The 25,584-nt window shown below is 43.2% G+C and carries 19 protein-coding genes; 17 read left to right on the top strand and 2 right to left on the bottom strand.

Annotation, left to right across the window (positions count from 1 at the left end; all coding sequences use genetic code 11):
* Positions 1-36 precede the first annotated feature (36 nt).
* The 13 genes from IMZ31_RS16240 to IMZ31_RS16180 all read left to right on the top strand — a co-directional run bounded on the left by IMZ31_RS16240 (position 37) and on the right by IMZ31_RS16180 (position 15,390).
* The gene (locus tag IMZ31_RS16240) at positions 37-900 is read left to right on the top strand and encodes a YitT family protein (RefSeq protein ID WP_207530436.1); all 864 of its coding nucleotides are present in this window, start codon (positions 37-39) and stop codon (positions 898-900) included.
* A 54-nt stretch (positions 901-954) separates the two neighbouring features.
* Positions 955-1,374: a c-type cytochrome gene (locus tag IMZ31_RS16235; RefSeq protein WP_188652984.1), complete on the top strand. Its 420-nt coding sequence runs from the start codon at positions 955-957 to the stop codon at positions 1,372-1,374.
* A gap of 286 nt (positions 1,375-1,660) precedes the next feature.
* A complete protein-coding gene (gene ftsE / locus IMZ31_RS16230) occupies positions 1,661-2,347 on the top strand; it encodes a cell division ATP-binding protein FtsE (RefSeq protein WP_036782944.1) in 687 nt (228 codons plus the stop codon).
* Positions 2,337-3,230: a permease-like cell division protein FtsX gene (gene ftsX, locus IMZ31_RS16225; protein ID WP_207528308.1), complete on the top strand. Its 894-nt coding sequence runs from the start codon at positions 2,337-2,339 to the stop codon at positions 3,228-3,230. The genes ftsE and ftsX overlap by 11 nt, the downstream gene beginning before the upstream one ends.
* Before the next feature lie 35 nt (positions 3,231-3,265).
* Positions 3,266-4,720, top strand: a complete 1,455-nt coding sequence (locus tag IMZ31_RS16220) for a murein hydrolase activator EnvC family protein (protein ID WP_207528307.1) — start codon at positions 3,266-3,268, stop codon at positions 4,718-4,720.
* A 272-nt stretch (positions 4,721-4,992) separates the two neighbouring features.
* On the top strand, positions 4,993-5,667 hold the full coding sequence (locus IMZ31_RS16215) for a haloacid dehalogenase type II (protein WP_207528306.1): 675 nt from the start codon (positions 4,993-4,995) through the stop codon (positions 5,665-5,667).
* 272 nt (positions 5,668-5,939) lie between these two features.
* Positions 5,940-7,454, top strand: a complete 1,515-nt coding sequence (locus IMZ31_RS16210; protein WP_207528305.1) for a S41 family peptidase — start codon at positions 5,940-5,942, stop codon at positions 7,452-7,454.
* A 621-nt stretch (positions 7,455-8,075) separates the two neighbouring features.
* Complete coding sequence (locus tag IMZ31_RS16205) at positions 8,076-9,266, top strand: PDZ domain-containing protein (RefSeq protein WP_207528304.1); 1,191 nt, start codon at positions 8,076-8,078, stop codon at positions 9,264-9,266.
* Between the two features lie 521 nt (positions 9,267-9,787).
* Positions 9,788-11,698: an N-acetylglucosamine-specific PTS transporter subunit IIBC gene (nagE, locus tag IMZ31_RS16200; RefSeq protein ID WP_207528303.1), complete on the top strand. Its 1,911-nt coding sequence runs from the start codon at positions 9,788-9,790 to the stop codon at positions 11,696-11,698.
* A 51-nt stretch (positions 11,699-11,749) separates the two neighbouring features.
* A complete protein-coding gene (nagA, locus tag IMZ31_RS16195) occupies positions 11,750-12,934 on the top strand; it encodes an N-acetylglucosamine-6-phosphate deacetylase (RefSeq protein WP_207528302.1) in 1,185 nt (394 codons plus the stop codon).
* Positions 12,931-13,656: a glucosamine-6-phosphate deaminase gene (gene nagB, locus IMZ31_RS16190; RefSeq protein WP_207528301.1), complete on the top strand. Its 726-nt coding sequence runs from the start codon at positions 12,931-12,933 to the stop codon at positions 13,654-13,656. The genes nagA and nagB overlap by 4 nt, the downstream gene beginning before the upstream one ends.
* A gap of 21 nt (positions 13,657-13,677) precedes the next feature.
* Entirely contained in the window at positions 13,678-14,403 is a 726-nt protein-coding gene (phnF, locus tag IMZ31_RS16185; protein WP_207528300.1) for a phosphonate metabolism transcriptional regulator PhnF, read from the top strand.
* A 153-nt stretch (positions 14,404-14,556) separates the two neighbouring features.
* Positions 14,557-15,390 carry an aldo/keto reductase gene (locus IMZ31_RS16180; protein WP_371825509.1) on the top strand — a complete coding sequence of 278 codons (834 nt, stop codon included), beginning with the start codon at positions 14,557-14,559 and terminating at the stop codon, positions 15,388-15,390.
* A 137-nt stretch (positions 15,391-15,527) separates the two neighbouring features.
* Here IMZ31_RS16180 and IMZ31_RS24670 read toward each other — a convergent pair whose 3' ends face one another.
* Entirely contained in the window at positions 15,528-15,662 is a 135-nt protein-coding gene (locus IMZ31_RS24670; RefSeq protein ID WP_256438011.1) for a hypothetical protein, read from the bottom strand.
* 96 nt (positions 15,663-15,758) lie between these two features.
* Between IMZ31_RS24670 and IMZ31_RS16175 the strand changes: the two genes are divergently transcribed.
* The 3 genes from IMZ31_RS16175 (at position 15,759) to IMZ31_RS16165 (ending at position 19,245) form a co-directional block, all read left to right on the top strand.
* Positions 15,759-16,718 carry a LacI family DNA-binding transcriptional regulator gene (locus tag IMZ31_RS16175; protein ID WP_207528299.1) on the top strand — a complete coding sequence of 320 codons (960 nt, stop codon included), beginning with the start codon at positions 15,759-15,761 and terminating at the stop codon, positions 16,716-16,718.
* 65 nt (positions 16,719-16,783) lie between these two features.
* Positions 16,784-17,839 (top strand): HEAT repeat domain-containing protein, encoded by a 1,056-nt coding sequence (locus IMZ31_RS16170; RefSeq protein ID WP_207528298.1) that lies wholly within the window; start codon positions 16,784-16,786, stop codon positions 17,837-17,839.
* On the top strand, positions 17,827-19,245 hold the full coding sequence (locus IMZ31_RS16165; protein ID WP_371825458.1) for a glycosyltransferase family 2 protein: 1,419 nt from the start codon (positions 17,827-17,829) through the stop codon (positions 19,243-19,245). Before IMZ31_RS16170 ends, IMZ31_RS16165 begins: the two co-directional genes overlap by 13 nt.
* A gap of 336 nt (positions 19,246-19,581) precedes the next feature.
* On the opposite strand, the gene IMZ31_RS16160 is transcribed toward IMZ31_RS16165, so the two are convergent.
* On the bottom strand, positions 19,582-22,767 hold the full coding sequence (locus tag IMZ31_RS16160; protein ID WP_207528297.1) for a hypothetical protein: 3,186 nt from the start codon (positions 22,765-22,767) through the stop codon (positions 19,582-19,584).
* A gap of 286 nt (positions 22,768-23,053) precedes the next feature.
* Between IMZ31_RS16160 and IMZ31_RS16155 the strand changes: the two genes are divergently transcribed.
* Positions 23,054-25,441, top strand: a complete 2,388-nt coding sequence (locus IMZ31_RS16155) for an immune inhibitor A domain-containing protein (protein ID WP_207528296.1) — start codon at positions 23,054-23,056, stop codon at positions 25,439-25,441.
* The last annotated feature ends 143 nt before the right edge of the window (positions 25,442-25,584 follow it).

Genomic DNA, 25,584 nt, shown 5'->3' with positions numbered 1-25,584 from the left:
ATGTAGTGAGCTAAAGGAAAGGGGTTTTTGGGGATGATGAAGAAGTATCGGAGAGAGCCGATGCCAGAATGGCTACGGCATATTATTGAGTACACGTTAGTGATTGTGGGGTCAGCCTTTGTGGCTACCGCGTTTAATATTTTCCTACTACCGAATGAGATTGCCTCTGGTGGTGTGGCTGGAATCAGTACCATAACGAAAGGGCTGTTTGGCTGGGATCCGGCGTATGTTCAGTGGGCCCTTAACATTCCGCTATTTATATTAGGCGTTATTATTCTTGGCAAGAACTTTGGTGCTAAATCATTAGTTGGGACACTGGCGTTGCCATTTTTCGTTAAGCTGACAAGTGGAATTGAACCGGCTACAGAGAATGCACTTCTTGCCGCAATATTCGGAGGCATGGGTGTTGGAATAGGGTTAGGTATTGTGTTCAGAGGCCGCGCTTCAACTGGTGGAATAGATCTTATTGCTCAAGTTATTCATAAATACACCCACATACCACTAGGACTTTGTGTAGCTATGGTAGATGGGTTAATTGTTACAACGGCAGCCATTGTGTTCGACATTGAAAAGGGTCTATTTGCTCTTATCGGTTTATTTGCTACTTCCCGAACAATCGACCTTGTGCAGGTTGGTTTAAATCGTTCAAAAAATGTCATGATTATTTCGAATGAATTAGAAGAAGTGAGGCAAGCTATCATCAAGGAAATTGATCGTGGTGTAACCGTGTTAAACGGTAAAGGCGGTTATACGAATGAAGATCGCCATATCATCATGGTCGTGGTGGAGCAGAGTGAATTCACCAAATTGACACAAACCGTTAAGAGTATTGACCCCTCAGCTTTTGTTATTGCAATGGATGCAGCTGAGGTACTTGGGGAGGGTTTTAAAACTTCCTGAATTGGTTATAATATCCTTGATGGAAACTACACTACTTCGTTAGGGGGAAGTAACATGAAAAGCAAACTGTTAGCCCTGTTATTCGGATCCGCTCTTGTACTTAGTGCATGTGGTGGCGGTGGCGATGATGGTGGAGAAGATGCCACTACTGACAATGGCGAAGACACACAAACAGAAGAAGGAACAAATGGTGACACGGGTACCGATGGTGGCGAAAGCACTGAAGGCGAAGGTGGCGGTGAAGGTGCTGTTGATACAGCAGCTGCTGAGAAGATTTATAAGCAAACATGTGCTGGATGTCATGCAAACGATCTATCTGGTCAAGTAGGTCCATCTCTTCAAACAATTGGTTCAAAGCTAGACAAGAGTCAGATCGCAGATATTATCAAGAATGGTCAAGGCGGTATGCCAGCTCAGAACCTGAGTGAGGAAGAGACCAATACCGTTTCTGCTTGGTTAGCATCTAAGAAATAAGGACTCATTTACCCGAACATATGTAATGAAAAAGCTCAAAGTATTCAATACTTTGGGCTTTTTTCTTGTGGATTTTCCAGTACGGTGACAAATTTCTTGTGCTTCCCTAGCAGATTTCATAATATGACAACATTTGAAATGAAAATGTAATAAAAATATGTCTAAAAAAATAGAAAATAGATGTTATAATGAGTAGGACAAAAGACGAAGTGAATTTTAGAAATGTAGACAGAATATGGACAAACAGACAATCAAGATTAATCATACATGTACAGGTGGTTTGCTAATGATTGAAATGAAAGACGTGTCGAAAACATATCCGAATGGGGTTTCTGCTCTTAATGAAGTGAACCTCTCAATTGAACAAGGTGAGTTCGTTTATGTCGTTGGACCAAGTGGAGCAGGTAAATCAACACTTGTCGGCATGATGTATAGAGAAGAAAAGGCTACTGGCGGCTCCATTTCGATTAATGGAGTTTATTTAAATAAAATGAAAGAACGTAAGATTCCACACTTAAGAAGAGATATCGGCGTTGTATATCAAGACTTTAAATTGCTTCCAAGATTAACAGTCTATGAAAATATTGCTTTTGCATTAGAAGTAATTGAGGAAACACCAAAGAATATCCGTCGCCGTGTTATGGAAGTCCTTGATCTTGTAAACCTCAAACACAAAGCTCGTCATATTCCTGATGAGTTATCCGGTGGTGAACAACAGCGAGTTTCGATTGCAAGAGCCATTGTAAATCATCCGAAGACGGTGATTGCAGATGAGCCAACAGGAAATCTAGACCCGGAAACGTCTTGGGAAATTATGAGGATTTTCGAAGAAATTAATGCACGTGGAACAACCGTTATTATGGCAACACACAGCAAAGACATCGTAAATACCATGAAGAAGCGCGTTATAGCAGTCGAAAATGGTCGAATTGTACGCGATGAGCATCGAGGTGAATACGGTTATGAAGCTTAGAACGGTAGGTAGGCATATACGTGAAGGCGGAAAGAACATCTACCGAAATGGTTGGATGACAGTAGCATCCATTGGTGCTGTAACGACAACTCTACTATTAGTCGGGATTTTCGTTGCACTGATGTTGAACCTAAATCAGATGGCGAACAATGTTGAAGACGACGTAGAAATTAGAGTTCTTGTTGATTTAACAGCCCAAGAAGAAGATATTCAAAAAATTGAAGCGAAAATTAGAGATATCACTGAAATATCAAGTCTCCAATTCTCATCTAAGGAAGAAGAGCTTGAGAGCCTAATGGAGACAATGGGTGAAGATGGCAAGCAGTGGGAGTTATTTGAGCAGGATAATCCTCTCAATGATGTCTTTGTAGTAAAGACAGCAGATCCTGTCGATACATTTGATGTTGCAGACGAAATTGCCACGTTTGATAACGTCGACGAAGTTACATACGGGCAACAGGTAGTTGAGAAGTTGTTGAAATTCACCCAATACGCACGTTACATTGGGATCGGACTTATTGCAGGATTAGTATTTACAGCTATATTCCTCATTTCAAACACGATTAAACTTACCATTACAGCAAGAAGCAAAGAAATAGGTATTATGAAACTCGTTGGAGCAACGAACAGCTTCATTCGCTGGCCGTTCTTCATTGAAGGCATGTTACTCGGAATCCTGGGATCACTTATTCCAATTGGAGTAACTTTAGGAGCCTATTACTATGTGTATAACAACTTAAGAGAGAAGATAAACTTCTCATTTGTGGAGATTATTCCATTTGATCCACTAGCATGGCAATTAGCATTAATCTTACTTGCGATCGGAGCGTTCATTGGCGTATGGGGAAGCGTGATGAGTGTCCGCAAGTTCCTAAAAGTATAAAACAGCACTTAGACAGGGAAGGGGAAAGGCGGAATATGAGAAAGATAGTAAGCATGTTTTCGATCTTTGCACTTTTATTAGCAGGAACGTTTGCAGGTTCTGCTGAGAAAGTGATGGCGAAATCTTCTTCAGAATTACAACAGGAAATTAACGAGTTGAAAAAGAAACAAGCTGAATTAGATGAAAAACGAGCGAATGCGCTTGAAAATAAAGACGAAACAGAATCAGAGCTTAGTGAAAATATTGCAAAACAAGAAAAAATCGATGCACAGATGAAAGAACTTGATCAAAAAGTTTCGAATACAGCAAGTGACATTAGCGCAAAAGAAGAACAAATCTCTAAAACAAATAACGAAATCGAACAAACTGAAAAAGAAATTAAACAGCTTAAAAAAGAGATTAAAGAATTAATTGCAAGCATTGCGCAACGAGAGCAGCTTTTGAAAGATCGCCTTCGTACCCTTCAAAAAAATGGCGGAGACATTAGTTATTTAGAAGTGATTATGGAATCAAAAGATTTCGGTGATTTCTTAAATCGCACATCAGCTGTAAATAAGATCATGGGCCAGGACCAAAAGATATTAGATACGCATCAGTCTGAGAAAAAGGCTTTAGAAGAAAAGAAAGTCGAAGTAGAAGACAAGAAGAAGCAGCTTGAAACGAAGAAGTCCAACTTAGAAGATCAGAAGAAGCAGTTAGAATCTCTTAAAGCTCAACTTGACGAGCAGCTAGACCAAAAGCGTGAGCTAATGGATAGTTTAGAGCAAAAAGAGCAAGAGCTTCATGATAAGAAAATGGAATTCTCGGAACAAGCAGAAATCCTTCAAGGCCAAGCAGCAGCTATTAAAGCTGAACGCCAACGTACGCAACAATCTAAACAAGAAGCTGAAGAACGTGAAGCAGCGGCAGCACTTGCAGCAAAGCAGAAGAGAGAAGCGGAACAAAAAGCAAAACGAGAAGCCGAACAAAAAGCACAAAACAACAACTCTTCTAGCAACAACTCTTCTAGCAACAACTCAAGTAGCTCTAGCAACTCATCAAGCAGCAGTAACAATGTAAGTTCAACACCAGCACCGTCTGCTCCAAGCTCAAGCGGATTTATTCGCCCGGCAGCTGGACCTGTTACATCTACTTTCGGCCCACGTTGGGGAACACAACACCCTGGTATTGACTTAGGTCGCGCAGGTGCATCTAATCCAATTAAAGCTGTAGCGTCAGGGACGGTTATTAAATCCTATTATTCTTCAAGTTACGGTAACGTTGTATTCCTTTCTCACTTAAAAGGAGGACAAGTTTATACAACGGTTTATGCGCACATGCAAAATCGTGCCGTTTCAAGTGGACAATCGGTTCAGCAAGGCCAAGTCCTTGGTGAAATGGGTAATACCGGATACTCCACTGGAACACACCTACACTTTGAACTTCACGTTGGGCCTTGGAACGCTTCGAAGACCAATGCTGTAAATCCATCAAGGTATATTAACTTCTAAAACAATAGAAAAGTTCAAGGTAAGAGCTACACCTCTCGAGGTGTGGCTCTTATTTTCGTATGTGTAAGGTTTGACATTTCTCATATCCTCGTAACTATAAAGCTAGCATACTATGTCTTCTAACAAAGCTTATCCAAACGGTCCCCGTGAGATTATGATGATCAGGTGAAGGGTAAAGAATGGAAGAAGACTTTTATGGAGAGATTATATGGCATTAGAACCACTAGATTCATAAAAGGAAACGTCTAGCACTAGGAAGGATGAAGCCATAAATGACGAAACCAATTAAAGCTTATATCTTTGATGTATACGGTACACTCTTTGACGTACATACCGTAAAAGAGAAATGTGAAGAATTTTTCCCGGAAAAAGGTGAAGCGATCAGTCAGTCCTGGAGGCAGAAACAGCTTGAGTATTTCTTCTTATATCAGGTCATGGGGAAATACCGCCGATTTCCTGTTGTTACGATGAATGCACTTCATTACGCGGTGAAGAAACATGGTGAGGAAATGACGCAGGAACAAAGTGATGCCCTTATGGATGCCTACTTACATCTAGATCATTATGAAGAGGTGGAAGAGGTGCTTGGAAAACTTGAGAACTATGAGCGCGTAGTCTTCTCAAACGGAACCCCTGAAACGCTTACTCCTCTTCTTGAACATGCAGGATTAACGAATTATGTTGATAAGGTATTAAGTGTTGATGGTGTTAAACAATTTAAGCCTTCCCAGGATTCATATCTGTATGCCCTAGATCAGCTTGGCGTGAAGCGAGAAGAAGTCCTTTTCATGTCGTCAAATGGATGGGACATTTCAGGTGCGAAAAACTTCGGTTTCCAAACGGCTTGGATTAATCGCAACCGCTTACCAGTCGAGGAGCTAAACTTAGAACCAGATAAGATTTATGAGGACTTAAATGGCATCTTAGAGTGGATTGAAGATAAATAAGAAGGAAGACCGACATTCATCACGCCAGAATGTCGGTCTTGCTATGTAAAAGATGTATGATTCATATTATATTTAGGTTACATCTTTTGTGGCTCCAAAAAATGGTGTACACTAGTAGGTAAGGAATTAGGAGAAAGCTTTTCTTTTTTATCGTGGACATGTCGGGTTTGTTTCTGGCATATAGTAGGAATATAAGGCATCTCACAAGGCGGTGTGATGCCCATTTGTGTAGCATTTTCGGTGCGAAAATCGATTTATTCGAGGTGAAAGGTATGAACCTAAGAAAACGGTATCTGGCCGTCTTGCTCGTTGCTTCTATGGTATTAGGGGCAATCATTACGTATGCGGGCGTCCAACTCGTTGAGCCTGGTGAAGGACAGGCTAAGAGCGAAGTGACAAACAGCGAGAGTCAGGCTTCTACAGATGAAAATCAAGGTTCAAAGGAGTCGCTCGGGGATATCCTCGATGGATTGAAAGAAGATAATAATGGTGAGCTTTCCAAAGTGAACCGTGCTTATTCTTTAATCCAGGACAAGTATGTTCAGGACATTGAGTCTCAAAAATTAGTAGAAGGCGCGATTCAAGGCATGCTCGATACGTTAGAAGATCCATACAGCGTGTACATGGACCAAGAAACGATGGAGCAATTCAACAACTCCATTTCTTCCTCATTTGAAGGAATCGGAACAGAAGTAAGTATGGTTGATGGAAAAGTAACGATTGTATCTCCGTTTAAAGGTTCCCCTGCTGAAAAAGCAGGCCTTAAGCCAAAAGACCAAATTTTAAGTGTCGACGGGGAAAACATCGAAGGCTTAGATTTATATGACGCTGTTTTAAAAATCCGCGGAGAAAAAGGCACAACGGTTACCCTAGAAATTGAACGTCCAGGCGTTCAGGAGCCACTAACGATTGATGTTGTGCGTGACACGATTCCAATTGAAACGGTTTATTCTAGTGTAAAAGAAGTGGACGGCAAAAAAGCAGGTGTCATTGAAATCACGTCTTTCTCTGAAAACACAGCGAAAGATTTTAATACACAGCTTAAAGAGCTAGAAGACAAAGGAATTGAGGGACTTGTTATCGATGTTCGCGGAAATCCGGGCGGTTTATTCACATCGGTTCAAGAGATATTAAAGAACTTCATCCCGAAAGATAAGCCAATGGTTCAAGTAGAGAATAGCGAAGGCCAAAAAGAACGCTACTTCACAGAACGAGAAGGCAAAAAAGAGTACCCTATTACTGTTTTAATCGATGAAGGTAGTGCATCTGCTTCTGAAATTTTAGCAGGCGCGATGAAAGAAGCGGGTGACTATGAACTGATCGGGAATCAAACGTTTGGTAAAGGTACTGTTCAACAACCTCTTCCAATGGGCGACGGCAGTAGTATGAAGCTAACCGTTTATAAATGGCTTACTCCAGATGGCAACTGGATTCATAAAGATGGAATCAAGCCAACTATTAAAGCGGATTTACCTGATTATTTCTATACCAACCCAGTTCAGATTAAAGATGAACCACTATCGTTTGACCAAAATAGCGAAAAGGTCGCTAACGTTCAGAAGATGTTAGAGGGGCTTGACTATAAACCAGGACGTAAAGATGGTTACTTTAGTCAAGAAACCGTTCAAGCGGTGAAGGCCTTCCAAAAGGCAAATGACCTTAAATCAACGGGTGAAGTGAACAAAGAAACAGCTTCTCAAATTCAGGCTAGAGTCATTGAGAAAGTTCAAAACAAAGAGAACGACACCCAATTGAAAAAAGCTCTAAACGTATTGTTTAGTGAATAAGGTAGCAGGAATTTAACGATTCGTATCGAATTAAATCCGTAGCATATCGCTACGGATTTTTTTCATGAATAGATGTTAGGGTTGGGGGAGAGTGAATGAGGCTTTTGCTTGCTGTGTGTGGCTTGCGCATTTCGCTTGTGCAGACACTCGGTACATAAGTCAATCAGCTCCGTGAGGGAAGAGCACCTCACTGCGCTGCTTGACTTATGACTGCCGTGTCTAAACGCGGCCCTCAGCATTTCATTAGTGTCCAGCTTCGGCGGGTAGGGCCTAGCGCGATAAGCAATCTGACTGCAGTGGGACAAGCCCACTTCCGTCATTTTGCTTATCCGTACGGCCCTGGGCGACCCGCCTGCGCATTTCGATTTGTCCAGCTTCGGGCCGCAGACACTCGGTACATAAGTCAATCAGCTCCGTGAGGGAAGAACACCTCACTGCGCTGCTTGTCTTATGACTGCCGTGTCTAAGCGCGGCCCTCAGCATTTCATTGTCCAGCTTCGGCGGGTAGGGCCTAGCGAGATAAGACAAGCCACTGCAGTGAGCAAGCTCACTTCCGCGTCTTGTCTTATCCGTACGGCCCTGGGCACCCGCCTGCGCATTTCATTATAGGAGGTTTACATCATGATTTCTGATTGGTTTTTGGAACTTGGGAGAGGGTTTGGGCGGTTGTTTTTGCAGCCGATTGTTTATTGGACCGTGTTGCTTTTGCTATTGGCTTCTGTGAAGCGGATTAAGCGGGAGAGGCGGGATTTTGGGAGTAAGATTTTTAATATATTTGCGGAGTTGCGTAAGACGATTGGGTTAAGTTTATTATTTGGACTTATATTATCGATTGTTTCTATAGCAGTTGGTTTTTCCCTTCCTTATCCTGTTGTCTTATTGTGGTCGGCTGTTGTTATTCTTCTTACTTTGTCTCTTCGGTTTTACTGGATTTCTCCGGCTTATACGTTAGCACTAACTGCAGTGCTTTTATTATGGATCCCGGAGTTCAGTGGATCGTTCCTTCCTGACTCATGGGTAAGTGTTTTAGAAGACACGAGTTTATCAGCTTTAGCGCTATTACTTGGGGTATTATTAATGGTTGAAGCGATTATGTATCAACGATTTCAGAATAATGATTCCTTCCCGCAATATGTAAAAGGAGGACGGGGTAAGTTAATTGGTCAGCATCGTTTGAAGCGACTTGGTTTTCTTCCTGTTTTCTTCTTAATTCCAGGAGGAGCGATTGAGCCTTTTGTTGAGTGGTGGCCGATGCTTGCTGTTGGTGATGAAACATATGGCTTAATGATGGCGCCGATTCTATTAGGGTTTGAACATGTGGTCCGTGGTGTGTCTCCGAGACACGCAGCCCTAACGATGCGTGCATCAATGGTTGTATTATCGATTGGTGTGATTGGCTTGGCTGCAGCAAGCTTCTATTATCCAATTCTGGCACTTGTCGCTGTGCTCGTTGCACCTGTTGGGCGAGAGATTAGTTCATTTTTACTAAGATGGCGGGACCAGGGGAGAAACCCTTATTTCACACCACGTTATGATGGACTGCCGATTTTAGGTGTAATACCTGGTTCTCCTGCTGATGATATGAACTTAATTGTAGGGGAAACGATTGAGAAGGTGAATGGTTTACATGTTACGAATGAGCAGGACTTTTACCATGCTGTTCAGTCCAATCTCGCTTATTGCAAAATTGCCGTTCGTGATACAGCGGGTGAAATTCGCTTTGCTAAACGTGCGATGTATGAAGATGATCATTATGAACTGGGGTTAGTTTTTGTTAAGGATCAGTACGCGAAGCAGAAAAAAGCAAAATAGATTGTATTTAAAAGGAGAGCGAAAAGCTCTTCTTTTTTTGTGTCTTGAGGTTTGGGCCGTTTTGCGGGTGTCCGGATTACAGAGCCAAGCGTCGAGACGAGCGCTAAGAGTGTCCAGACGCGGCTGCCAAGAGTCGGGACGAACGCCGAAAGTGTCTGGACGCGGGCGCCAAGTGTCGAGACGCCCGCGCCAAGCGTCGAGACGAGCGCCGAAAGTGTCCAGACGCCCGCGCCAGGTGTCGGGACGCCCGCCAAAAGTGTCGAGACGCCGGCACCAAGCGTCGAGACGCCGGCACCAAGCGTCGAGACGAGCACCGAAAGAGTCGAGACGCCCGCCCCAAGCGTCGAGACGCCCACCCCAAAGTGTCACAACCAGCCCCAAAGCATCCCGACAACTCAAAAACATAATATAGCAACATTCCACCCATACTATAACTGGTATAGACAACTAGATATCTGGGTGGTATTCTATACGTAATAAAAAGCGTTTTCATTGTTATTATGATCTTAAGGAGGGAGCTTATGCTCAACTTTTTGCAACGCATTGGGAAGTCTTTAATGTTTCCAATTGCGACACTTCCTGCTGCTGCGTTACTTGTGCGGCTTGGGAAGGAAGATATGCTGGATATTCCGTTCATTACCGCTGCGGGGAACGGAATTCTGGGGAACCTTGCTATTATTTTTGCTATAGGAATTGCGATGGGGTTATCTCACGATGGAAGCGGAGGAGCAGCGCTTGCTGGTGCGATTGGCTACCTTGTTTTAACAGAGGGCGCTCAGTCGATTGACCCTGATATAGATATGAAGGTGTTTGGTGGTGTGATTGCCGGTATTGCTGGTGGTTTGCTGTACAACAAGTACTACAATGTGAAATTTCCGGATTGGCTTGCTTTCTTTGGTGGGAAGCGGTTCGTCCCGATAATTACGTCGCTCGTGATGGTCGCGACGGCGTTTGTGCTAGGGTTTGTGTGGCCGCCTGTACAGGATGGGCTTGATGCACTAGGGAATTGGATTTTAAATGCTGGTACAGCTGGTGTTGGGATCTATGGGGTCTTAAATCGTCTCTTAATCCCAGTAGGGCTGCACCACGTTATGAACGCTGTTATCTGGTTTGATTTCGGTACGTATACAACAGCTTCAGGTGAGGTGTTCCACGGGGAGATTAACCGCTTCTTAAACGGAGATCCTGAAGCGGGTTATTTCTTGGCTGGATTCTTCCCAGTTATGATGTTTGGTTTGCCGGCAGCTTGTGCGGCCATGTATGTGGCAGCGAAGAAAGAGCGTAAAGCCGCTGTTGGGGGCTTGCTGTTTAGTATTGCATTTACATCTTTTTTAACAGGTGTGACAGAACCGATTGAATTCTCTTTCATGTTCTTATCGCCTTTGTTGTACGTTGTTCATGCGCTCTTAACGGGTGTATCTATGATTGCGGCCTACTTACTTGATATTCGACACGGATTTGGATTCTCGGCAGGTTTAATTGATTATCTGTTGAATTTTACATTAGCTCAAAATCCGTTGTTACTAGCTGGTCTGGGACTCGTGATGGGAGCGATCTACTTCGTCATTTTCTATTTCCTCATTATTAAGTTGGACCTCAAGACACCAGGTCGTGAGGATGAAGACATGGAGGACGAACAAATCGAGACGGAGAAGGGCGACTATGATGCGGTTGCTTATCACTATATTGAAGCCCTTGGTGGTATGAACAATATCGAAAGTCTTGATTACTGTACGACGCGCTTACGTATGCAGATTACGGACCAAGACAAAGTAGATGAGAAAAAGCTTAAACGACTCGGTGCTCGTGGAGTCATGAAAATGAGCAAGAAGAATCTTCAGGTTATTGTCGGAACAACAGTTGAGTTTGTTGCTGATGCAATGCGGAAGCGGATGGATCGTGGAGATACAGAAGCACCAGATGAAACGGTTGATGGTGAAGAGCCATGTGAAGAGACGGCGTCTGAGAAATCCTTAGCTGGAGAAGATTTTGCCTTGCCGATTGAAGGTCGTGTGATGGAGTTGTCTGAAGTTCCGGATGAAGTGTTTGCTCAAGGAATGATGGGGCAGGGCTTTGCTATTGATCCGAGTGGGGATACCTTCACTTCTCCTGTAGACGGGAAAGTTGTGAACGTATTCCCGACTAAGCATGCGATTGGACTTGAAACAGAGAGTGGTATTGAGGTTCTCATTCATATTGGACTCGACACAGTGAAACTTCAGGGAGAAGGATTCGAGCTTCTTGTTGAAGATGGGCAAGCGGTGACGAAAGGGACGCCTCTTATTAAAGTTGACTTTGATAGAATCCGTGACAAAGTGCCTTCTATCGTAACGCCAATTGTATTCACGAATCTGGATGGTGAGTCCTTAACCCTTCATAAGACGGGAGTTCAGGATTCACAAACCACGAACATCGTAACGATACAAAAATAAATCAAGAAAAAGGAGAGTCCAAGCTCTCCTTTTCTAATGAGGAGGGCTGATATGTCTAAGATTTATATGATTAAGGACGTGGAACTTTTATTAGAAGACGGAACCGTTCAAACCGGCCATGTTTTCATTCAAGACGGGAGAATTCAAAAGATAGTTACTGAAATCCAAGATGAGGCTGAGGTCTTGATCGATGGGGCGGGTCACCAGCTTACTCTGTATCCCGGCTTTATTGATGTGCACATTCATGGAGCAAATGGCTGTGATGTGATGGACGGAACGGAAGACGCTTTAGAGGAAATGAGTCGCGTGCTGCCGAGAGAAGGAACAACAAGTTTTCTTGGGACGACGATGACACAGTCTCATGAGGCGATTGAAGTGGCTGTTGAAAATGCAGGTCGTTATGTTGGCCGTCAGAAGCCAGATGGTAGGGCTGAAATGCTAGGTATCCATCTAGAAGGTCCTTTTATTTCAAAAGATAAAGCAGGAGCTCAGCCGCTTGAGCACATTGTGTCACCGAAAGTGGATCTCTTTCAAAAATGGCAAACGAAGAGCGGTGGACATATTAAGCTCGTTACGCTTGCTCCTGAAGAGGATGGGGCCCTTGATTTTATTACGTATTTATCAGATGAAGGTGTGGTGCCTTCAATTGGACATTCGAACGCAACGTTTGATCAAGTGAAAGCAGCTGTCGCGCATGGAGCGAAGCATGTGACTCATTTATTTAACCAGATGAGCGGTCTTCACCACAGGGAACCGGGAGTAGTGGGAGGAGCGCTGCTGCATGATGAGCTGATGACAGAGATGATTGTAGATGGAATTCACGTTCACCTTGATGCAATCCGCCTTGCTTACAAGCAAAAAGGCTCTGATCACACCATTTTGATAACAGATGCGATGCGCGCCAAATGTTTACCTGAAGGAGTTTATGACCTTGGTGGCCAAGACGTCCATGTAAAAGACGGTGAAGCCCGACTTAAGGACGGGACATTGGCAGGGAGTATCTTGACGCTTCAAGGAGCGGCGAAGCGTATGAAATCCATTAGTGATTTGACGAAGCATGAACTGGTTCAAATTACGTCAGAGAATGCGGCGAAGCAACTTGGTGTATTTGACCGAAAAGGAAGCATAGCAGTCGGAAAAGACGCTGATTTTGTATTGATGGATGATGCGATGAACGTGGTGGCGACGATCTGTAGAGGAGTTATTAGTTACCGTAAAGGAGAGGAGCTTTCATGAAGATCATCGTAACGAAAGACGATCAAGAAATGAGTCAAAAAGCAGCAGATCTGTTACAACAATGCATGGAAGAGAATGAGGAGAGCGTGCTAGGGCTTGCGACAGGTGGAACGCCTGGAGGGACCTATCAGGAGTTAATCAGACGATACAGAGCAGGTGAACTGGACTTCTCTCGTGTGACAACTTTAAACCTGGATGAATACGTCGGGGTTGATAAAGATCATCCGCAAAGTTATCACACGTTTATGAAGGAACAGCTATTTCAACATGTTAATATGGATATAGAAAAAGCTCATATTCCAAACGGTCAGGCGTCGAATTTACAAGAGGAATGTGTACGTTATGAGGCGTTAATTGAGCAGGTGGGACCGCCTCACATTCAGCTACTCGGGATTGGCCATAATGGTCATATCGGTTTTAATGAGCCTGGAAGTTCGTTTAAGAGTGAAACGCATGTTGTAGATTTAGCGGATTCGACAAGAGATGCCAATGCGCGTTTTTTTAAATCGAAAAGTGATGTGCCAAGTCAAGCGATTACGATGGGGATTCAATCCATTATGAAGAGTAAGAGAATCGTTCTTATTGCGAGCGGTGAGAAGAAAGCGGAGGCGATCAGAAGGCTTCTCTCTCGGGAAGTGAGTGAGGATTTCCCGGCCTCAGCGCTTCATTCCCATCCTGATGTGACGCTGATTGTGGACTTGTCTGCTTATCAGAAGATCTAAGATTAAGAGGAGGGGTTTTTCATGTTGGATAAACGTTCCCCAATGCCGATGTACTACCAGATTGAAGAGCAGATTAAGCAGCAAATTCAACAAGGGGAGTTTGCGCCTGGGGATATGATTCCGTCTGAACGAGAATTGTCTGAAACCTATGATGTGAGTCGGATGACCGTTCGCCAGTCGATTACGAATATGGTGAACGACGGGATTTTGTATCGGGAAAAAGGTCGTGGGACATTTGTGGCCGAGCAAAAGATTGAACAAACGTTACAAGGAATGACGAGTTTCACAGAAGATATGAAAGCACGGGGAATGATGCCAAGCAGTCGTTTGCTTCATTTTGACGTCGTTCCAGCTCAAGCGGATATGGCTGGTAAGCTTGGGATCCAGCAAGAAGAGGAGTTATTTTTGATTCAGCGTATACGTTTTGCAGACCAAGAACCGATGGCTGTTGAGACGACGTTTATACCGGCAAAATTGGCTCCGGGATTAAATCAGGATAGTGTGCAAGGTTCTCTCTATGAATATATGGAGACGACTCACGGATACCAAATTGGAAGAGCAACGCAGGTGATCGAAGCGACAATCGTGGATCAGCAGGAAGCAGAGTTGCTTCAGGTTCCACTCTCTTCACCAGTGCTTGTGATCGAGCGGAATTCAGTATTAACAGATGGAACCCCTTTTGAAGTCGTGAAATCAGCGTATCGTGCGGATCGTTACAAATTTAGCAGTGATATCACTCGGAAGTAGAGGCGGAATGCAAGAAAAAGGGGCTCGTGGTCAGGATCACACTCTGAACAAATGTTTGATAGCTAAGCTGAAATTTTTGTATTTATGCCTATGGTGATGATACGCTAAAAAACAGCTGAGCACATGAGCTCAAGAACTACCCGAGGGGGAGTAATAATCATGAACAGTTTACAAGATACAATCAAGCTAAATAATGGTGTAGACATGCCTCGTTTGGGGTTAGGCGTATTTAAAGCAGAAGATGGCGAAGAAGTCATTAATTCTGTTAAATGGGCATTAGAACACGGATATCGTAGCATTGATACAGCTGCGGCTTATAAGAACGAAGAAGGCGTGGGTCAAGCGCTTAAGGATTCTGGTTTAAGCCGCGATGAGATTTTTGTTACATCTAAACTTTGGAACTCAGACCAGGGTTATGAAGAAACGCTACAAGCATTTGAGACGAGCCTTGAGAAGCTAGGTCTTGACTATTTAGATCTATATTTAATTCACTGGCCTGTTGAAGGGAAATATAAAGAATCTTGGAAGGCGATGGAGAAGCTTTATCATGATGGTAAGATCCGCGCGATTGGCGTAAGTAACTTCCATCCTCATCATTTAGATGATTTATTGAAGGATGCGGAAGTAACACCTGTCATTAACCAAGTTGAACTTCATCCTAAGCTTGCTCAACAAGAAGTGCGTGACTACTGTGAGAAGCATGACATTGTTGTGGAAGCATGGAGTCCGCTTATGCAAGGTCAAATTCTAGAAGAGCCTGTTATTCAAGAGCTCGCTGAAAAATACAACAAAACCGCTGCGCAAATCGTCATTCGTTGGGATCTACAAATCGGGATCGTAACGATTCCAAAATCAACAAAACAACATCGCATTCAAGAAAATGCGGATGTATTCGACTTTGAACTAACAGACGAAGAAGTGGTGAAAATCACGGAACTTAACGAAAACCACCGCGTAGGACCAAACCCAGACAACTTTGATTTCTAAATAATAGTTCAACCCAGGAGGTACCTGTCCCAATCGGACAGGTACCTTCTTTACGTTAATACAGTAAAGGGTGCCAGACACCCTTCAGTTCTTTAAAGCGTGAACGGGTGTCTGGCACCCTTTATTGCTTTAGTGTGTTATTCTTCATGGAAGTCGTAGAAGATTGTTTCGTAATATGTTTGTGGTTCTTGTTTGTTTTGGTTGTGAAGGTAGTGGACGATTCCCCATTCGAATAGACATAGGAGGATGAGGGTTAGGATTCCGATCATCATAGTAAATCTTCCTTTCTTTTTGATTGGTTTAAATTTACTATAGGGTATGAAACGCGTTTCATAGCAAGTTTTTTTACATATAGATGAGGTGAGGGTATGGCGAATATAAGAGATGTGGCGAAACAGGCTGGGGTGTCGGTGACGACGGTATCGCGTGTGTTGAATAATCATCCTTATGTCACAGAAGAGAAGCGGCTGGCGGTAGAGAAGGCGGTGGAGGGGCTAGGGTATTACCAAAATATCAATGCGATTCATTTATCTAAAGGAGAAACAAGGTTAATAGGTGTTGCGGTTCCGTTTATTAACCATTCCTATTTTTCTACGTTGCTTAACGGAATTGCAGACCAGGCGCTTGTGCGTGATTACAACCTTGTATTTTATCAGACCAATTATCAGGAAGAAGAAGAGAGCAAGGCATTAGAAGCGTTGAAGCGTAAGCAAATAGACGGTTTAATTATCCTTTCTCGTACGAGTGACTGGAGCTCGGTTGAGGGATACCAGGGATTCGGGCCGATTGTGGTGTGTGAGTCATCGGAGCACACTCGTATCCCTTGCGTATCGGTCGACCATTATGAAGCTTTCCGATATGGCATGCGCTATATCATAGGCAAAGGTCATCGACACATCGGTTATTGTATTGGACGAAGGAATGGGACGAATAGTAGTCTAAGAGAAAAAGCATACTGTGAAGAATTGGAATACATAGGTGAAACTTATCGAAAGAATTGGGTATTTAACAATTGCTTAACGATTGAAGATGGGAAGCGCGTGGTGAATGAGTATGTTTCACTTAAAGAGAAACCTTCAGCCTTGCTTATTACAAGTGATCAGGTAGCTGCAGGATTTAGGATGGAAGCCGAGAAGCAGGAGATTCGTGTTCCTCGTGATGTTGCGATTCTTGGGTTTGATAATCACCCTATTGCTGAAGCCCTGGATCTGACGACAATTGAGCTTCCTCTTCATGAAGTGGGAATGTCCCTTGTCGAGAAAGTTAGTAGTAAGAATCCTACATCTGATATCTATCCGTTTGAACTAGTCGAGCGCGGAAGTGTGTAAAGTTCTGAAGGGATTATCCATATACTGCCATGTGCATTATTCATTTAAGGAAGGACGTATCATTGATGGATTTTTCGATCATTTGGATTGCGCTTTTTGTCCTTGCATTAGCGCTTGTATTAATGGGGTTCCTTATGTTTCTGCTCCTTCAAAAGAGAAGAAACATTCGATATGAAAGAAGGAAAAAATCTTATAAAGAGAAATTAAAGCCGGTCGTCCAACAAGTTGTCTTATCAGGAGAAGAAGGGCATTCAAGACTTATCCAAAATGAACAAATCGTTTATGAGGTTCTTGCTGAGTTGCTTGAAGAACTGACTGCCACGTTAAAAGATCCTTTTGTGAAAATGCGGGTGAATTCGTTTGCTCAGTGGACGATGAAAGATTACTATACACGTTTGCTTCACCACCGACGGTTTAGTTTACGTATGAACGCTCTTTATCAGATAGAAGATTTTAAAGTTCAAAGCTTTCAAGAAATGTTGTGGCACCGATATAAAAATAAAACGTATAGAAATATAGCAGAACACTACCAACTGGTACGCACACTTAGCGCACTTGGTTCTCAAGAACTTATTTATGATCTTCTAGGTACCCACGAACGTTATCCTAAATTTTTGTACAAGGAAGTACTGCGCAGGCTTCCTAAAGTAGACACGGAGGGCTTTATTGAACAGTGTGATACTTTACCTCTATCGTTCCAACAGGCTGTTGTAGAATGGATCGGAGAGACGAGAGATTACAGCCGAATCTCTTTTTTAGAAGAGCGCCTTGAAAGTGACTCTTTCGAACTTCGGATAAGCTTGTTAAAGGTGCTGGAAACATTCGGTTACGTATCACGTCATGACGCTGTTCTTGCTCTTGCCACATCAGACTACTTCCAGGAACGGATGATGGTTGCCAGAATTGCTAAAGTGACCGAGAAGGAAAGGTATAAGTTTGTCCTTGTAAACCTGTTGTCAGACTCTAATTGGTTTGTTCGACAAGCAGCTGGGGGAGCGTTAACCGTTTATCAGGATGGCGATATGATTTTAGCGCACGTATATGAAACGAGCGAAGATCCTTATGCCCGGGATATGGCGTATCAATGGTTAGAAAGTGAGGGGGCTGTATGGAAATCATAGGAGCAGTGATGCACGTTTTGTTTCAGCTATTTACCTATCTTTTTGCCGCCTATATGATTGTCGTCATTGGGTTTTATTCCGTCATGCTTGTTATTTCTTCAAGACAGCTTCGGGAGCAGTATGGCCTGAACCAAAAAGAACCTTATGAAGACTATTTGGATAACATTGATGCAAAGCCTGTGTCTGTTATTGTACCTGCTTATAACGAGGAAATTGGTATTTATAATAGTGTTCGAGCGCTTTTAAGTATGAATTATAGTGAGTACGAAATCATTGTTGTTAACGACGGATCTAAAGATCAGACTGTCGATATTATGATTGATAAATTTGATATGAAAAAGATCCCTCGCGTCGTGCGGAAACAATTGGATACAGAAACCATCAGGGGAATCTATCAGTCTTCTATTCACAGCAACGTATTCATGGTTGATAAAGATAATGGTGGCAAGGCTGATGCGTTAAACGCAGGGATTAACGTTTCTCGATATCCATATGTCTGCTCGCTAGACGGGGACTCTATACTAGAACGAGATGCTTTCTTGAAAGTCATGAAGCCTATCATTGAATCAGATGGGGAAGTTATAGCAGCCGGGGGAAGCATACGAATCGCGAATGGGTGTCGTATTGAACGGGGCGAAGTTATGGAGATTGGGTTATCGAAGTCTCCTCTAGTAGTGATGCAAGTGATTGAGTATTTGCGGGCCTTTCTTATGGGAAGAATCGGACTTAGTCGCCACAACCTGTTGCTGATCATATCAGGAGCGTTTGGCATATTCCATAAAGAATCCGTCATACGCGCTGGTGGCTACCGGAGAGAAACGGTAGGGGAGGACATGGAGCTTGTTGTTCGTCTTCATCGTTTAATGAAAGAAGAAAAGGAGGAGAGTCAAATCGTTTATGTGCCTGATCCTGTTTGTTGGACAGAGGCACCTGAGGATACCACGATGTTAAAAAGGCAGCGAAGCCGCTGGCACCGAGGGTTATTTGAATCTCTTTGGCATCATAAGCGCATGTTGTTTAATCCGCGATATGGCAGCATTGGACTGATCTCTGTTCCTTATTTCGTCTTCATCGAACTTATAGGACCTGTGATTGAGTTGCTTGGTTATATTCTAGTACCTATAGGTATATTAACAGGACTTATTAACGTACAAGTTGCGATACTCATGTTTTCATTAGCACTTCTTTACGGTTCGATTCTTTCTATGGGGGCTGTCCTTTTAGAGGAGTGGAGCCTAAGGCGTTATCCGAAAGAGAGTCATATCATTCGGTTGTTTTTCTATGCCTTATCGGAGACGTTTTGGTATCGTCCGTTGACTGTTTTCTGGCGTATGCTTGGGCTTGTTCAGGTTGTGAGGAAGCAGCAAGGATGGGGTGAAATGAAGCGAAAAGGGATATCGCAGTAAAGAGAATTTGGATGGTCCGTTACGGTGAAAAGTGCTTGGCCAGGCTTGGGGACCACTCGCTTTCCTGCGGCCCCACACGAGGTGGGGTCGTTCGACGTTGTCACAGGACGTGACGGTTTTAGTCGAACTTCCCCTTTCTTTTAGAGCCTCCTCGTTCGCTGGCGCTCTCTGTGGGGTCTTCCCTAGGCTCCTTTTCCCGCGGGAGTCTCGCAGTCCCCAAGCCTGCCCTGACTATTTTGGAGACGAACGGACCGAGCATATATTTTGATATCAAGATTACTGCCTTATACAAAAAAAGACCCTCAATCGATTACATAATCGATCGGGGGTCTTTCATTAATCTGCTTTTTCAAATGCGTCTTTCATAATGTCATAGGATTTCTTTAAGCGTTCTTCTGATTTTGGTTCGTTCCAGTTCTCCCATGTGTAAGGGAGGAAGTTGGTTTTTGAGTTGATTTTATCGCCTTGTTTTGTGTAGGCCATAATTGAAAGATTCTCGAAGTTTCGAGATCCTTTTAGTCCTTCTTTCCACAAGTCTGTCATTTGTTCTTTTTGACTTGGGTCTTTGATGTTTAGAAGTTGCCATGGGATTCGGACTTCTATAACTTGATCGTTTTCTCCGATGGCATAGTCGGTTAAGGCGTTGTAATCTTCAGATTCTGGGTTTGCGTTTCCGTGTTGTAGCTTCCCTGTTTCATAGGAGGAGAACGGAATGGTTTCATTTGTCGTTGGAATCTTTAATTCCTTGTTTAGGGCTAATCGAATCGGGTGAAATTCTCCGTTATTCTTCGTACTAGCGTATGATTGTTGCTCAATAATGGAGAGTGATTCTCCGTATTGATAGTAAAAAGGATCGTAGTAGCTATCGACAAGGAGTTCAGCTTGTTCTTTGCCGTTCATTTCTAGAAGGAAATCGACACCTTTGTCTGTCGTTAGCTCATCGGTAAACGTTGTGATGCCTTGATCATGGATGGTATCGAAAGCGACTCCGAGCGACTGATCTTTAAAGTTAAAGCTCTTATCCATTTCTAAACGAAGGTAGAGGTACCGTTCGTCGTGATCTGTTGCTATCGATTTAATCTTTCCGTCTCCAGATGAAGGAAGTTTAGCCTCTTTCCATGATTCTCCTTTTCCATCCACTGTTCGTTTTAAGCGGTCAAAGGATAACAGTCCAAATTGTTGTTCATTGGTCTGTGCATTTGACCAAAATGGACGTCTGTTTGGATTATCAAGTTCCATTGTGTTCCACGTTCGTTTGAACCACTCATCCTGCCACGTGAAGACGAGTCCTCCGAGTGTGCCCTCAGCGACAATGTCTTCAAATAAGCGCTTATTGATTTCACCTTGTTGTTGTTCAGAATGGTGACCCTGGTCCCAGCCAAATGGGTTGCCGTGTGTCTTCCCGCGAGATCCTGGTACTCCAAATTCGGCAACAAGAATAGGCATATCATGCTGGCTTACGAGGTCATTCAAGTATCCGGCGTAGCTATTGTTCTCTCCGCGCTGATCTTTGTAGGAGAGATATTCTTCGTCATAGTTTAAGAAGTCAGGGTAATACGGATAGACGTGATAACTCGCAAACATACCGGGCTTAAATGTATCTTCGTTTGTGTGAATAACATTTGGATTGACGCCAACAAGATCTTCATCTTCAAGAGGTTCTGATGGGTGCTCGAGAAAATCAGTCGTTGGCCAGTTCGTGAAGCTAATCGGGCGTTGCCAGTTATATTGGTCCATTTCATATTGAATGGTGTAGTCCATCATTGATGCCAGCCAATGTTCAAAGGGCTGTGCATCCTCCGTGTAGACATATTCTCCTGAGTAATCGCCCATATCTTGATGATTTTCATTTGTCTTCTCGACCATCTCAGGGAACCACTCAATTCCGATAATCCAGCCAATGACGTATTCAGAAATGTCAGCGTTGTATACGCCGCTCGCATGACCTGGTTTTTCTGGAACTTCAGCATTGCCATGAATGACGTCCACTAAGGTAGAGATCTCTCGTTTAAACGACTCTGTATTTTCCTCATGGAAACTGTCTAAATGACGTTCGAGCGGCTCTTCTTCAACCCAAGCTCCGTGGAAGACGTAGATGGGTTCATCAGTTTCTTCGTTATAGTTCTTAAGCGCTCTATAAAAACCAGGCGGGTGAAGCGTGTATACACGTATAGCATTTGCATTCATCTCGCCGATTTGTTCAAACCATTTAGCGTATTCGCGCTCTGTAATGGATGCCTCACCTGGGAATGCACCTGGTTTCCCCATGCCAATATTTACACCTTTCATAAGCGCAGGCTTCCATTCTCCGTTTTGATAGATTTCAAAACGCTTTTCGCCAACCCTTGTAGGATAAGATACCCCGTCTTCATGGGCTACTTGTTTCTTTGTCACTTCTTTTTGTTCCTGTGGTGACGTTTTTGCCTCTTTTAAAATATCTCTTAGCATTGGTACGTAGGTCTTCCAGTAGAATGGTTCAGGATTTGACGGATCATCAAACGAGAACCATTTGCGAAAGTTTGCTACGCCTTTGTATTGATAGAAGGGAGGCAGCGATTCCATATCAGCGTAATCACCTGCAAAGTAGTATGCAGGATAATCATTCTTCGTTGTGCGTGTTACAGCAGGGAACTGATTCGGAATATTGTGCTTGCTTAGCTTTTCTTTCCCTTGTTCGGTTAGGTCCCAGTCATAATAAGCCATCACATTGCTGGAATCATAAGGCTTCACAATATCAAACCAATATGCGTAATGAGGGCTCTCTTTTAATCCGAATTGTTCTTCCCCTTGATTTGTAAAGGTAGCTCGAATGCCTTCGCCAGATACGTGCTCATCTTCTTCTAGCACCACGATGGTGTTATCTCTATGAACGAGTACATAACCTGCTCCCTCGAATGACCAGTCTTGTCCTTGTTGTTCTTCATAATCGCGTACGGCCCATTTAGGGATTTCGCTACCTGAGTCTTTAGATAAATCTTTGAAATAACGCCCTGACCAGCCTGAATCTTCAATGTCTAATAGATTGGTAATCGTTTGACGCGCGTCACCCCTGGTAGGGCTTGAAAATGTATTAAATTCCGCGATCAAGGTGGCTGGATTCTCATAAAGGGAAGCTTCAATTTGTTCGGCTTCTTCCTTCGTTAATCCTCCAGTTACTTTGGTAGACTTCTCACCGTCGCTGTTATCTCCCTTTAGATCAGCGTCATAAACGCCATATGTATCAGCGAGGTAAATCATTTGGTAGGTGCTTAAGTCTTCTGGTAAAGAGGATGTTTCAGGTTTTTCTCCAGGATGATACCCTACGTAATCTTTCTTTGTTTCATAGGCATCCCCGTCAGCTTTCATATATTTCTCATAATTTAATAGCCATGTTAGACCTTTGTGCTCTCTATATGAATCATTTGGGACAGTTTTATCCACTATAAGTGTTTCTAACGGCTGCTTAGGCTCTAAGAGCCACCATATAAAAGGGAATGCTAGTATAAGCAAAAATCCCCCTAGTACAAATGGCCACTTCTTCATCCCATTTCCCCCTCTGTAGAAGTAGTAGGTATATGTATTATCTCATATCCTGATCTTTAACACAGTATTCTCTATTTCTGGATCATTTTGTGAGTGGGTCGAAGCGATTAATTAGTGAAATGAGGCGAATGGACTACCTAAAACGTGTCGATAGGTGTCGATAAAACCGGTCTAAACGCTCATTTTGCCTTTATTTCGAGATGAAGTGTTGTTCTAAACTATAAGCCTGGTTTATAGTAAGAATAATCCAAATAACGAAAAATTCAGAAATTTAGGGGGATGACGGATGAAGAAGGGTAAATTATTAACATCGGCTTTAGCGCTGACGCTGGCGATTGGACCAGTGGCGAGCGTTAATGCTTCTATGCCTTCACCGAGTGAGGTTGGCAAAAGCAAACACGTTCATCATGAAGGAGGATCACCATTTGATTTAGCCATCGCAAACGATGAGCGCTTAATTCAAATGTTGAAAGAAAATGGAACGATTGCGAAAAATGCTTCACCGGCAGAAGCTCAGGAGAAGTTAAACCAATTCTTGCAGGCTAAGCAAGAATCAGCTAATAAAGAAGTGGGAGAGCTTCATGATGAAGAGGAAACTACTAAAGATAAGCTTAAAGGGCAAATGGAAAACAACAGCTTGACTAACGGTAAAGGAAACAAACTTGGACAAGCGAAGAAGAATGCTCCAGAGGGTGTTGAAGAGAAAGCGTATAATGGTGAAATGCGTACGGACAAGGTCCTCGTATTGCTAGTGGATTATCCGGACAAGCCTCATAACTCTATGACAGCTGATGAAACGGATATGTATTATGAAGGGGAAGATGCGTACTCCCGTGCACATTATCAGGATATGCTGTTTGGTACAGGTGGCTGGACAGGTCCAGACGGGAAAAACTATGTATCTATGAAACAGTACTACGAGCAGCAATCTGGTGGAAGCTATTCTGTTGAAGGGGAAGTTGCTGGATGGTATACAGCTAGTCAACCGGCGGCAGCTTATGGTGGCAACTATCCGACTGAAGATGATAGTGATGTAAATGCTCGTGGTCTAGTAAAAGAAGCCTTAGAGGCAGCTGCAGCAGATCCGACAGTAAATATTGCTGACTACGACAATTGGGATCGATATGACTTAGACGGTGACGGAAACTACTTAGAAGCAGACGGCTTAGTGGACCATCTGATGGTTATCCACTCTGGTGTGGGTGAAGAAGCAGGTGGCGGTAGCTTAGGATCAGACGCAATCTGGTCTCACCGTTGGAACCTTGGGGCCGTAACTCCGATTACGAAAACGGAAGCAACTGTTCCATACTGGGGCGGATCTATGGCTGCTTATGATTACACAATCGAGCCTGAAGACGGTGCGGTTGGTGTAATGGCGCACGAATTCGGTCATGACTTAGGTCTTCCGGATGAGTATGATACGCAGTACACAGGTGCAGGTGAACCGGTAAGCTATTGGTCAATCATGTCTAGCGGAAGTTGGGCAGGAGATATTCCTGGTACAATGCCTACTGGATTTAGTCCTTATATGAAGGAAATGCTTCAAGAATCTGCTGTTGTAGATAATGAAGGAACAAAAGGGAACTGGTTAACTGGATCAGAAATTGATTTAGAAGATGTTACTAGAGAAGGTACGGAGTTCTTGCTTGATGAAGCTGTAACTAAAGGAACAAATAATGACGTAGTAAAAGTAAACCTTCCACAAAAAGAAACAGTAATAAATGAGCCTTTTAGTGGTGAGTATGAGTACTTCAGTGGAAGCGATGATAACTTGCATACCTACCTAACGAAGAAAGTTGATCTTACAAATGCTACTTCAGCAGATTTCAAATTCCAGACTTGGTACGATATTGAAACAGACTGGGATTACGCCTACGTAACCGTTAACGGTGAGCCAGTTGCATCAGATGTTACAACAAATACAGACCCACATGGATCTAACTTAGGTAATGGTATCACAGGTTCTTCAGACGGCTGGATCGACGCATCATTCGACCTTTCTGCTTACGCTGGTCAGGAAGTAGAAGTGGCAATTGAGTACGTAACCGATGCCGCTGTAAGCAACCCTGGTTTATATGCAGATGATCTTTCGATAGTTGTTGATGGGGAAGAAGTTGTATTTGACGATGCTGAAGGAGAAGCTGAATTTGGTTTAGATGGCTTTACAAAAAATGACGGTATCAAGAGAAGCGATCACTACTACCTCCTAGAATGGAGAAGTCATAACGGCGTTGACGAAGGCTTAGCAAACATCCGTCGCGGTGATAGCCTAATGACCTTCGATGATGGTCTAGTAGTATGGTACGTAGATAAGCAATATAGTGAAAACTGGACAGGCATTCACCCGGGTGATGGTTTTGTCGGAGTTGTCGATGCGGATCAGAAGACGCTTAACTGGAGTGATGGAAGTGTAGCTTCTACACGTTATCAGGTTCACGATGCTGCGTTTAGCCTAGATAAAACTGAAAAGATGTATGTGGATCATACAGCTCTTTATGGTATTACTCTTAAAGATAACCATACGAAGCGTACTCCATTATTCAGCGACTTTGCAGACTACTCCAACCCAGGTTTAGTTGATGCAGGACGTAACGTCCCTGAATACGGATTAAACTTCAGAGTAACAGGGCAAAGTGATGACGGTACAGTAGGAAAGGTTCTAATCTTTAAGTAAGAATGCTTAATAAAGAAAAGCTACACTCACATTAAATGGGTGTAGCTTTTTTTGCATAGAACAAGCTTTTTCTACAGCCAACTTCTTCCTTTTATTATCCATATATAAGATAATAGAAAGATAGACTTATACGACAAGGAGAG

The organism is Pontibacillus sp. ALD_SL1 (assembly GCF_017355605.1).
The sequence above is the reverse complement of the archived record's forward strand: the minus strand, read 5'-3'. Positions and strand labels throughout refer to the sequence as shown.